This window comes from Bradyrhizobium sp. AUGA SZCCT0222 (assembly GCF_018130205.1).
In the GTDB taxonomy this organism is placed as follows: domain Bacteria; phylum Pseudomonadota; class Alphaproteobacteria; order Rhizobiales; family Xanthobacteraceae; genus Bradyrhizobium.
The window spans coordinates 1-10,357 of the sequence record NZ_JAFCLX010000090.1; the positions used below are offsets into that span (position 1 = coordinate 1).

The window sequence follows — 10,357 nt, forward strand, 5'->3', positions numbered from 1 at the left end:
GGGAGCTAACGCTTCCGAGGGGTGACGGTGGCAATAGAGGCCGTCTCACCGGGGAGAGCGCGTCATAAGCCGTAAAGCCACTGCGCAGGGAATGTCGGATGTTCTCCGCTGCCCTGTATGCTCGTGTGCAGCTTTCTTAGCACAATCGCACGCGAGACCGCGGGTGCAGCGCGCATCCGGCATTCCCTGCGCCCTCTCTTGTTCGAGAGGTGCGAACGTTACGTACAAACCTTGAGCGCATCGCGCTGCGGGATCGTAAATCTGCGTTCGTTGCGATGCGCCTTATTGAAAGTACGCGTCCACGCGTAACCCCAACACTATTCCGTGGTGATGCGCTGAAAGCGCCATCATGAAGCCGTCAGCCTTGGCAAGGCCTCCGTCGACATACTGGGCGCCCTACACGGCGCGCCGGACCTCAAGGCCTTTTTCGAATTGTGCGTTCTCGCTCAAGGTGTTCCTTCTCCTTGGTTTGATGGTCCCGATGGGTGTGGGCTTGGCTATTGTCGAATATTTGCGTCAATTATAGAGCGAGCTTTCACCGAGGACGGATTGCCTGAAGCGGGTGGTGAGGATGCCGCCGTCGGCGGGCGGCAGCACGAAGTAAAGCGCTTCCGGATTGATCTTGACCTGCGCGAACACGGGCCCGTTTGCATGGTGTGCCAGCTCGCGGATCTCGGTCACCTCAGCCATGGTCCTGACGATCCGCGATGTCCTGAAGCCGGCGGCCGCAGCTATCCCGGCGAGGTCGACGCCGCCTGCCGTGTGGGTCTTCTGCATTCCGGTCTCGCCGAAGCGCTCGTTGTCGAGCACGGCGATAGTGAGGTTAGGAGGGTTCTGGACGGCGATCGTGGCAAGCGCGCCGAGGCTCATCAGCATTTCGCCGTCGCCGGTGATGACGAGCACGCGGCGCTTGGGCTGCGCGATGGCAAGACCAAAGCCCATCATGGCGGCGGCGCCCATCGCGCCCCAGAGCGGGAAGTTGTTCGGGCTGTCGCCCGCAGCCGAGATATCCCAGTTGGGCGCGCCGAGCCCGGCAACGACCAGGAGATCGCTCCGGTCGCGCAGCAATTCATTGACGACGTCGCGGCGATGCAGCAGTTCGTTGGGAACGTTCATTTGCGGGCAAGCTCCTTGAAATTCTTGGCACCGAGCACGCGCTGTCCGATCAGGACGGCGGCAGGCCGCCAGGTGTTGAAGGCAAGGTTGGCCGCGCCGGAAACGGTCGAGGCGACCAGATGCGGCTCATCGGCGCGGGTCACGATCACGCCCATGGCTTCGAGCACGGCCCTGGTGCCCTGGCCCATCGGGACCTGCCACGGGTTGAACTCACCCCATTCGCCGCGCATCGTCACCAGCATCAGGAGCGGCATGCGGCAGATCATCGGCAGCGACAGCATGTTGATGCAATTGCCGACCCCGCTCGATTGCAGCAGCAGGACGCCCCGTTCTCCGCCGAGCCAGGCACCTGCCAGCATGGCGATCCCTTCCTCTTCGGTGGTCAGGGTGATGACGCGGGCTTGAGGATCCGCCTCGAATGCGCGGATCAGGCGGCTGTGGCCTGCATCCGGCACCATTCCGACCTGGCGCACGTCAGCGTCCTTGAGGACGCGGTACACTTCGTCGGGCCAGGTCGGCAGTGCGACCGGCTCGTTTCGGGCCGGCTCTTGTTTCTGCGGATCCGCCATGGAGAAGCTCCCCCCTTTTTTTATCGGGCTCGAACGAACCCCGTTGAGGGATAGTACGCCGCCGTTTCGAAAAGAAGGTCAAAAATCGATATGGCTTCTATTGCAGAATTGAAGAGCTGCCGGACGCGCGACAGGCCCGGTGACTTATGATCACCACTGGCGAATCTTCGCTGTTCCTCTCATTCTCGCGCCAACTCCGGCAGCACGTGGTAGCGGGCGATCTCATGCGGAAACTCGCCGCGGTTGGCGAGCAGGACGATGCCGGTCTTGTGTGCCGGCACCAGGCCGACATAGGCCGACGCGTTGTTAAGTCCGCCCGGCTTGTCGACGACGACCTCGTCGTTCAAGTGGATGTTTTCCCAGGCCATCGCCTGTCCGAACTTCTCGGTCACGTGAAATGCCTCGCGCTGCGTCATCTGCAACGCCTGCCGCAACTGCGGATCGATCGCCTGGCCATCGATCAAGGCGGCCAGAAAGGTGGCCAGATCGCGCGCCGAGGTGAACATCTGACCGGTCCCCGGGAAATCGTAGTAAGTCTGCTGATCCCCACGTGGACCAATCGGCATGCCCGTCTCGGCGTAGCCCTGCACGACATTTTTCATCAGCTCCGGAGCCATCATGGCGCGATGGTCCGGCCCGCGCTCGGGGAGGAATGTCTGGTTCATGCCGAGCGGTTTCAGGATACGCGCCTCGATAAGTTCACCGATCGGCCGGCCGTAGTGGCGTTCGAGCGCGAGCTGCAGCAGCACATACCCCGCATGCGTGTAGATGCGCTGCTTGCCCGGCTGCTCGCCTGATTGCGGCGTCCATGCGTTGAGCGCCTTGAAGAACTGCGGCAGCGTAAACGAATCGTTCGGCCATGGCGGGTGATCGGTCGGCAGCAGGAGTCCGGACGTATGCGTTGCCAGTTCACCGACCGTCACGCCTTTGATGTAGTCGCCGCGCAGCTCGGGGACATACCTGCTCACGGGGTCATCGAGACGGAGCTCGCCGCGAAGCGTACCCAGCGCGACCAGGATTGCCTCAAACGGTTTGCGCACTGACGCTACGTTGAACAACGTGTCTGAAGTGATCGGCTGCCCTGTCGATTCATCGGCGACGCCGTAGTTGAAAAAATCGGTGTGACCCGCAGCGTAGACGGCCACAGCGAGACCGCCCGGCTTCCCTACGGTCTCCGGCGCCAGATAGGCCGTGACGATGTGCTGAATTTTGGCGTCCATACCAATATCCGCAACCGACCCGCCCGCCAGCGCGAGTAGCAGAACGGGGAAAATGATCAGGCCTGTCGATCGACGATATCGCCACCAGCGCATGGAACTTGTCACCATACTGAGCCATCGTCTCGTTGACGCCGAAGGATCTTCTTACCTGCGCGATTCCGGCGGTTATCGGGAAGCGGCCGTCAACTTGCCGTGAAGTGGTCGAATTCCGCCGACTTGCGGACCTGCTGCGTCGAGCGCTCTCGCGCTGCGGCGGGACCTCCTGCGCAGCCTCGCCGTCGCGGTCGACCATAAGCTCACAAGACGCTGCGCTCCACGCATCGGCTGCGTCTTGTGCGGTGGGGTTCAAGAGATCGCAATGATCTCGAGCTCTTGACCGGATGTGCCGACGACATCTCCGACAGCTTTGCCCATCAGGGACCTTGCCACCGGGGACACGAAGGAAATGGAGCCGGCCTTGGGATCGGCTTCGTCCTCTCCCACGATGTGATATTTCTGCACGCGCCCATCGTCGCGCCTGAAGGTCACCGTGCTCCCGAACGCAACAGTATCGGTCGACGCAGGAGGGGTGATGAGCTGGGCCGTCCGAACTCTCGCCGCAAAGTAGCGCGCATCCCGCAAGGGAGTCGCCGCTTGCCGCCGCCGCTCATTCACGTCTTCGATCTGCTGCGCCGTCTCGTACGCCTCGCGCGCCTGCTGCAGTTGAAATTCCAGCGCCTTCAATCCCGCTTCCGTAACCAGGTTCGGATGAGGCGAAATCGGGCGGTCGGGGAGCAGCGTCTCCGATGCGGTTTCGGCACTGTCTTCCTTGGTGAAGGCAACGCTCAACTCGGCCTCCTTTCGAGTGGGATACGCCAGCAAATGGAATTGTAACACAACGCTCGGCGGTTTTTGCGTATCACATATCGCGGAACGGATGGAACCTGGTCGTCTCTTTTGGGGTACCGCCTCTTCTGGAGGCCGCTCAATCCTGCCGCAAAGCGGATGCCAGCCGTGGAAACATCCCAAGAGACCTTAGCGCCAGCCGAGGGCGGGCGCCACGTGCGTCAGAATCGATTCAATGACATGGGCATTGTAGGCAACGCCGAGCTGGTTCGGGACGGTCAACAGTAACGTGTCGGCCTCATTGATCGCCTCGTCCTTCCTCAGCTGCTCGATCAGGACGTCCGGCTCGGCCGCATAGCTGCGGCCGAAGATCGCCTGGGTCTCGGGAGAGATAAAGCCGATCTGGTCGTCATCGTCTCCGCCGCGGCCGAAGTAAGCGCGATCACGATCATCCATGATGGCAATGATGCTGCGGCTGACGGACACCCGTGGCTCGCGCGCATGGCCTGCCTCCTTCCACGCCGAGCGATAGGCCCTGATCTGGGCAGCCTGCTGGATGTGGAAAGCCTCGCCGGTCTCGTCGTTCTTGAGCGTCGAACTCTGGAGGTTCATGCCCAACTTTGCAGCCCATATTGCCGTGGCGTTCGAGCCAGCTCCCCACCAGATGCGATCACGCAGCCCTTGGGAGTGCGGTTCAAGACGCAGCAAGCCCGGCGGATTTGGAAACATCGGACGTGGATTGGGCTGCGCGAAGCCATGGCCATCAAGCACGTCGAGAAAAACCCTGGCATGGCGCCGGCCCATGTCGGCTTCGGTCTCGCCTTCGGCCGGTTGATAGCCGAAATACCGCCATCCATCGATGACCTGCTCGGGCGATCCCCGGCTAATTCCAAGTTGCAGGCGCCCGCCCGAGATGAGATCGGCCGCGCCGGCGTCTTCGACCATGTAGAGCGGGTTCTCATAGCGCATGTCGATAACGGCCGTGCCGATCTCGATGCGGCTGGTTTTCGCGCCGACCGCCGCCAGCAACGGGAAAGGCGAGGCGAGTTGGCGGGCAAAGTGATGAACGCGAAAATAGGCGCCGTCGGCGCCCAGTTCCTCAGCCGCGACGGCCAAATCGATCGATTGCAGCAGCGTGTCCGCCGCCGAGCGGGTCTGCGATTGCGAAGCGGGCGTCCAGTGCCCGAACGAAAGGAATCCGATGCTTTTCATGCGGGCTATCTAAGTGGTCTCTGTCGATTTGCCACCGTCACCACCGCAAGCATGACGGTAAGCGCACCGAACATGGAATCGACTGCTCGTCGCCGTTTCCCGCATAGGCTGGACCAAAAGTGCCCTTGGGTGTTACAGGGTCGAAACACAAGCCGGTCGAACATCGTTGAGTGTTGTTGGCTTTTCGGCGCGCTGAAACGGTGATCAGGACTGCCCTCATGCCCGTCGGCGAACTCTTCATCCTCGGCTTCTTCGGCAAGACCATCCCGGCATGGTTGCGGGAGTTTGCGGCCAATTACGGCCTGGGCGGCGTGATCCTGTTCGACTATTCCTGCCAGACGCAGAAATACGACAACAACATTGAATCGCCGGAGCAGGTGCAGTCTCTCTGTGAAGAGATTTCCTGCCTGCCGTCGCGCCCGATGGTGTTCATCGACCAGGAGGGCGGGCTGGTGCGGCGGCTCAAGGAGAGCAAGGGGTTCAAGCCGCTGCCGAGCGCGAAGGAATTCAACCATCTCGCCTTGAGCGAGAAGCGGGAAGTACTCGCCGCCAGTTTCGCCGAAATGCGCCGCCTCGGCATTCACTACGACTTCGCGCCCGTCATCGACGTCGATTACAATCCCGACAATCCGAACATCGGCAAGATCAAGCGTTCCTGGTCCGCCGATATCGGCGAGGTGGAGGCCAATGCGCTGCTGGTGAGCGAGGTCGCGCGCGAGACGGGCATCGGGCTTTGTCTGAAGCATTTCCCCGGCATCGGCGGCGCGGCGGTGGACTCGCATCAGGAGTTCATGGACATTTCCGACAGTTTGCGCACCGAACAGGAAGAGCTGTTCTATTCGCTGGCGCCAAAAATGTTCGGCGATGCCGTGCTGGTCAGCCACGCCATCGTCAGGCAATGGGACCGCGACAATCCGATGACCCTGTCTGCCGCGGGCCTTGGCCGGTTGCGCCGGCGGCTTCCCGATACGCTCCTGATCACCGACGACATGCAAATGCAGGGTCTGCAGAAGGCGTTGGGCACCAGGCAAGCCAGCCTTCAATCGCTGAGGGCCGGTATCGACATGCTCTGCATCGGCAACAATTTGTTCGATCAGGAGCGGGAAATGGCCGGAATCGCCCAGTCCATTGAACAGGGCCTGCACGAAGGGACCCTGGCGGGTTCCGCCATTAGGGGTTCGATCGCCCGGGTAGCCCGGCGAAAGGCGCTTTTGGCTGCCTGACGGGCCCCGGAGACTGCGCTATGCGTACCGGCGCGCCGGTTCCCCGCCAATGGCGGGTTGCCTTGCGAGGCCGTTGAGACTACAAGCCTTTTTTCCAACGGGAAGACAGGCGATGGCCCACAATTACGCAATCAATGACGACGTGCACCACCAGCTGCAAGGGCCGCAGGGCCGCGCCACCGTCAAGGAACGCAGCATCTACACCATCGTCACCTGCCTGCCGATCGAAGCCGACGGCCGCCCGCGCTACCGCATCAAGAGCAAGACCGAGAACGTCGAGCGCGTCGTGACCGAGGAGCAGATCAGCCGGCTTGGCTGATCCACCGCCATTCTTCATTTGGACGGAAGCTTGTTTGGACGGTTGGGGCGCGCCCGCATCGCCTTGCCGTGCGCGGCGATGTCGGCATCGCCGTCTGCCTTCTCTTGATTTCGTTATTGTTGATGTCGCGCGTCGGTCATCGCGCGGCCGCCGGGACCTGCACCTCGCAAATCGGTGAAGCCGTGGTCGCCTGCGATCACAGTGTTTCTACGGCTCTTTGTGAAGCAAGTCACACGCGGGTGCCGACACGGGCGTTAACGACGGCGCATGACAACGCGGCGGATAGCATATTGGTGGTTCAGGCTCGTTGCCTCGGGACGCTTCCTCGAAAAGTTCCTGAGGCTCCCGCGCAACTGAACCGCGTCGAGGTTACTTCCGATCCGTCGTTTAACGGAAACGGGTCGATTATTTCATGGAAGCCGCGCCTATGAATTGCCGGTGAGGCCCTCACACGCGGCTTGTTGCGTTGCCGCGTGGCTGCCTGGGTTTAAATAGTCCGGCGGACGGGGACCATAACGAATCAAATTGAATGCATTAGAGAACCAAATACGCATAAGGCGGAATTATGAGGGACTAGGCGCGAGGCCAACGCATTTCTACGGGCCGTAAAACTACGGAGTCCTGACCTGATGGCATCATACTTCCTCGATTGAAGGCCAAAACCCTTCCCGTTGGTTCAGTTTCCGGTCCACTTGCCGGTTCCCCGTATTCTTACTGGTTAAAAAATTAACCACCGGCGGCAATGGAATCGATAAATTAGTTATATGTCGCAGCAAGACCATCGAGCCGGTGATTCGCACTTCCCGAAGTGGATGGAAACCGCCGCGCCTCTTGAGAGCAATCTTGAAATCGTCCAATTGTCCGTCGCGCGCGCTCGCGCAACGGAAGAAGCGGAAGCGTCGATCGCTCGCCAGTTGAACGGGCCGCTGACGGCGCTGCTGCTCTACATGAACGAGATCAAGCAGCACAGCCACCAGTTCTCCGAGGCGCCCGGCAATCGCGTATACCTGCAACAGGTCGTGGACAACGCGGTTCAACAACTCGAACGCGTCTGCGTCGTGGTGAAGCAGATGTCGGACAAGCATCCCGCCTTTGCTTCCGAATCCGATCGCAAGCAGGGGCGGGAGAGCCAGGCCAGCCGCGCCAAGGATGGCGGTCGCACGCCGGGGGTGATGTTCGCCTCGGAGTCCGGTCAGAAGCCGCTGACCAAGCGCGAGCGCGAGGTGCTGAGCCTGATCAGTGAAGGCTGCTCCAACAAGCAAGGCGCCTTGCGGATGAACATCAGCCCGAGGACGTTCGAGAGCCATCGCGCCGAGGCCATGCGCAAGCTCGGCGCCCGCAACACCGCGGATCTCGTCCGCAAGGCGTTGTTGCAGCCAGCCTGATTATTTCATTTGCTCAAAAATGAAGGCGAAGCGCACTGCGCCTGCAGTGAAAGCACCGCAATGCTGCAGGCTCACAAAGGCCGATTGTAACGCGACAGGGCCGACGAGGCCGGACCAGGGCGTGATCCGGAACAGCGGGAGCCGGCTTTCCGAGAAGATCGCGCCAGGTTGCCGCTCAGCAGAGGTCTTCCGCGAAAGAGCGCATACGGGGCGCTGGCCGGGTCGCGATAACAGGTTTTGGCTCTTCCGGGATGATGGTGATCACCCAGGCCGCCGGAACGCTCGACTTGTTTTCCACGATCGATCGAACGTGGCCGGTGACGGCCGAGCCGGCCGAGCGGAAGGTTGCGGTTCTGCCGTTGAACTGGGCGATACGAAAACGCCGCACTTCTTTCTGATCGCTCGTTTCGAACGTGAACATGAGGAGGCTCCTTGGTCCACGCGACTATCGCGATTCAACGTTATCCGTCTGTGAAAATCGTAAACCGTAGTAGTACGGCAAGCCGCGTGTGCAGCGCGCGGGGCCGTCCCGTCCGGACACACCACAAGACAGATCGGATGCCGCCTCGGCGTTCGCCGATCCCGCTCTGCGTCTGATGGTCGCGAGAATAGAAGGCGAGGCGGCCGGCGGCCTTCAGCGTAACGCGGCGCGCCCGGGCACGATGCTATTCGGCCGCGCTGGGGAACACGGCTTCCATTTTGGTCTTCAGCGTCGCCGCGTTGAACGGCTTGACGATGTAGTTGCTGACGCCGGCCTTCTTCGCGGCGATGACGTTCTCTGTCTTCGATTCCGCTGTTATCATGATGAAGGGCGTGTTTGAGAATTCCGGGCTCGCGCGGACTTCCTTCAGCAGGTCGTAGCCCGTCATCGGCTCCATGTTCCAGTCGGAGATCACGAGACCGTATCGCTTGCCCTGCATCTTGGCGAGCGCCGCCGAGCCGTCGCTGGCATCGTCGACGTTCTCGAATCCGAGCTGCTTGAGGAGGTTGCGGATGATGCGGATCATGGTGCTGTAGTCATCGACCACCAGGATCGGCATCGACAAATCAAAAGCCATGTCTTTACTCCGCGCAGCTAGCAAACCGCCGAACACGGGTGAACTCGCGTGGCATTCGAAATCGTCTCGATGCTCTTTCCCGAACCTGCACCCGTCAGCACCGTGACAAGTATCAGGGGTCATTGAACAGCGCGTTAATTCCCGGCCGAATAAATCCCGGGCAAATGCCAAGTCGGCCGTAATTATACGGTGAGTTCCCGCTAGCCGGATCGCAGGGCGCAATCTTCACGCGCATCGCCGGGCCGGCGCCTATCAATGGGTTCGGGCACCCGCCCGCCCATGGACAGCGGCCGAGGGGTCACGCTGCCGCGCAATGGATGCGCGGATGCAGCAGGCGGTCGTACTGGGTCTTGACCGTCGCGTAGCACTCGCAGGAGGTCCTGATCAGGCCGTCCAGATTGGTGATCTCGATATGTCCGCGGCTGTAATGGATGAAATTCGCCTGCTGCAGCGTGTTGGCCACCAGCGATACGCTGTTGCGGCGCGCGCCGATCATCTGCGCCATCGCTTCCTGGGTCAGCACGAGTTTGTCGCTGCCGGACAGGTCGCGGGTATGTAACAGGCAGCGCGCCAGCCGGGACTCTACCGTGTGCGAGGCGTTGCAGCCCGCAGTCTGCTGGATTTGCGCGTAGACCGCCAATCCGTGCCGGGCCAGCAAAGTGCGGAGCGTCAGGCTCTGGTCGGCAGCCGCCCGAAGCTGATCGAGGTCGATCGTCGAGGCCACGCCGGGAACCAGCACCAGCGCGCTGTTCAGCGCGGTTGGATCGCCGAGGGCGGAGAATGCGCCGAAGATGCTGTCGCGGCCGACCATCGCGATCTGAACGTGCTCGCCTCGCGCGAGCTTGACCACGAGCGAGATCACGCCTCGGTGCGGCAGGTAGGCGCGCTTGAGCGTCTCGTCGACTTCCACCAGCACCAGATCCTGGGTGAGGTCGGCGGAGCGCAAATGCGGGCGGATCAGTTCAAAATCGTCCGCAGTCAGCGAGGACAAAAATCCATTCGGGGAACGAGGGGCTGAATCCAAAGCAGTCTCCTGCCTTACGGTCAAAGCCGGTCTCAGGGTGCCAGGCACCAAAAATATGCAATATCCGCCGTATCCGCCGTCAAAAATGTCCGTTCATCTTGCCATGAATCGCCGGCGGGAAATATCGGCAAATAGCCGCACTCCGACGGCGGCAAAGCTGTCGCGGCTCACGATTCCGGACCTCCGTCGGGTAGCTTTGGAGCCCTGTGAGGCAGGTAGGCCTGCGGCAGAGGCGCCCCGGCCTTGCTCGGGCCCCTTGGCAGTTCGAAGGCCTCCAGGCACGGATGGAACGCCGCTGGCCCGATGGCCCAAAGGTTGTGGAACACGCCCTAGGTGGTGTGGACACTAGCGCATCCACAGAACGATGGCTGCGAGAGTGACGACGGCCCGGTAATTCCGGGCCGTT

The 10,357-nt window shown here is 61.6% G+C and carries 11 protein-coding genes; 3 read left to right on the forward strand and 8 right to left on the reverse strand.

Annotation, left to right across the window (positions count from 1 at the left end):
• Positions 1 to 516 precede the first annotated feature (516 nt).
• From JQ629_RS36610 to JQ629_RS36630, 5 genes are all read right to left on the reverse strand, one after another.
• A complete protein-coding gene (locus tag JQ629_RS36610; RefSeq protein ID WP_212416748.1) occupies positions 517 to 1,116 on the reverse strand; it encodes a thiamine pyrophosphate-dependent enzyme in 600 nt (199 codons plus the stop codon).
• Complete coding sequence (locus tag JQ629_RS36615; protein WP_212265973.1) at positions 1,113 to 1,685, reverse strand: thiamine pyrophosphate-binding protein; 573 nt, start codon at positions 1,683 to 1,685, stop codon at positions 1,113 to 1,115. The genes JQ629_RS36610 and JQ629_RS36615 overlap by 4 nt, the downstream gene beginning before the upstream one ends.
• A 179-nt stretch (positions 1,686 to 1,864) precedes the next feature.
• Positions 1,865 to 2,905 carry a serine hydrolase gene (locus tag JQ629_RS36620; RefSeq protein WP_212416749.1) on the reverse strand — a complete coding sequence of 347 codons (1,041 nt, stop codon included), beginning with the start codon at positions 2,903 to 2,905 and terminating at the stop codon, positions 1,865 to 1,867.
• 345 nt (positions 2,906 to 3,250) lie between these two features.
• Entirely contained in the window at positions 3,251 to 3,733 is a 483-nt protein-coding gene (gene greA, locus JQ629_RS36625) for a transcription elongation factor GreA (RefSeq protein WP_212416750.1), read from the reverse strand.
• Positions 3,734 to 3,919: 186 nt separating this feature from the next.
• Positions 3,920 to 4,942, reverse strand: coding sequence for an LLM class flavin-dependent oxidoreductase (locus JQ629_RS36630; RefSeq protein ID WP_212416751.1), 1,023 nt, complete (start codon positions 4,940 to 4,942; stop codon positions 3,920 to 3,922).
• Positions 4,943 to 5,160: 218 nt separating this feature from the next.
• Between JQ629_RS36630 and JQ629_RS36635 the strand changes: the two genes are divergently transcribed.
• From JQ629_RS36635 to JQ629_RS36645, 3 genes are all read left to right on the forward strand, one after another.
• Positions 5,161 to 6,165, forward strand: a complete 1,005-nt coding sequence (locus JQ629_RS36635; protein WP_212416752.1) for a glycoside hydrolase family 3 N-terminal domain-containing protein — start codon at positions 5,161 to 5,163, stop codon at positions 6,163 to 6,165.
• A 112-nt stretch (positions 6,166 to 6,277) separates the two neighbouring features.
• Complete coding sequence (locus JQ629_RS36640; protein ID WP_192740564.1) at positions 6,278 to 6,484, forward strand: hypothetical protein; 207 nt, start codon at positions 6,278 to 6,280, stop codon at positions 6,482 to 6,484.
• Between the two features lie 764 nt (positions 6,485 to 7,248).
• Positions 7,249 to 7,869, forward strand: coding sequence for a helix-turn-helix domain-containing protein (locus JQ629_RS36645; protein ID WP_212416753.1), 621 nt, complete (start codon positions 7,249 to 7,251; stop codon positions 7,867 to 7,869).
• 175 nt (positions 7,870 to 8,044) lie between these two features.
• On the opposite strand, the gene JQ629_RS36650 is transcribed toward JQ629_RS36645, so the two are convergent.
• The 3 genes from JQ629_RS36650 to JQ629_RS36660 all read right to left on the reverse strand — a co-directional run bounded on the left by JQ629_RS36650 (position 8,045) and on the right by JQ629_RS36660 (position 9,951).
• Entirely contained in the window at positions 8,045 to 8,290 is a 246-nt protein-coding gene (locus JQ629_RS36650) for a hypothetical protein (RefSeq protein WP_192740567.1), read from the reverse strand.
• Between the two features lie 244 nt (positions 8,291 to 8,534).
• Entirely contained in the window at positions 8,535 to 8,927 is a 393-nt protein-coding gene (locus JQ629_RS36655) for a response regulator (protein WP_192740568.1), read from the reverse strand.
• Between the two features lie 298 nt (positions 8,928 to 9,225).
• Positions 9,226 to 9,951 carry a Crp/Fnr family transcriptional regulator gene (locus JQ629_RS36660; protein WP_212416754.1) on the reverse strand — a complete coding sequence of 242 codons (726 nt, stop codon included), beginning with the start codon at positions 9,949 to 9,951 and terminating at the stop codon, positions 9,226 to 9,228.
• Positions 9,952 to 10,357 lie beyond the last annotated feature (406 nt).

What these genes read in the sequence shown, in the direction of transcription:
- JQ629_RS36615 (WP_212265973.1), bottom strand. Translation starts at nt 1,685, where the DNA reads ATGGCGGATCCGCAGAAACAAGAGCCGGCCCGAAACGAGCCGGTCGCA.
- JQ629_RS36610 (WP_212416748.1), bottom strand. Translation starts at nt 1,116, where the DNA reads ATGAACGTTCCCAACGAACTGCTGCATCGCCGCGACGTCGTCAATGAA.
- JQ629_RS36635 (WP_212416752.1), top strand. Translation starts at nt 5,161, where the DNA reads ATGCCCGTCGGCGAACTCTTCATCCTCGGCTTCTTCGGCAAGACCATC.
- JQ629_RS36620 (WP_212416749.1), bottom strand. Translation starts at nt 2,905, where the DNA reads ATGGACGCCAAAATTCAGCACATCGTCACGGCCTATCTGGCGCCGGAG.
- JQ629_RS36655 (WP_192740568.1), bottom strand. Translation starts at nt 8,927, where the DNA reads ATGGCTTTTGATTTGTCGATGCCGATCCTGGTGGTCGATGACTACAGC.
- JQ629_RS36645 (WP_212416753.1), top strand. Translation starts at nt 7,249, where the DNA reads ATGTCGCAGCAAGACCATCGAGCCGGTGATTCGCACTTCCCGAAGTGG.
- JQ629_RS36630 (WP_212416751.1), bottom strand. Translation starts at nt 4,942, where the DNA reads ATGAAAAGCATCGGATTCCTTTCGTTCGGGCACTGGACGCCCGCTTCG.
- JQ629_RS36650 (WP_192740567.1), bottom strand. Translation starts at nt 8,290, where the DNA reads ATGTTCACGTTCGAAACGAGCGATCAGAAAGAAGTGCGGCGTTTTCGT.
- JQ629_RS36640 (WP_192740564.1), top strand. Translation starts at nt 6,278, where the DNA reads ATGGCCCACAATTACGCAATCAATGACGACGTGCACCACCAGCTGCAA.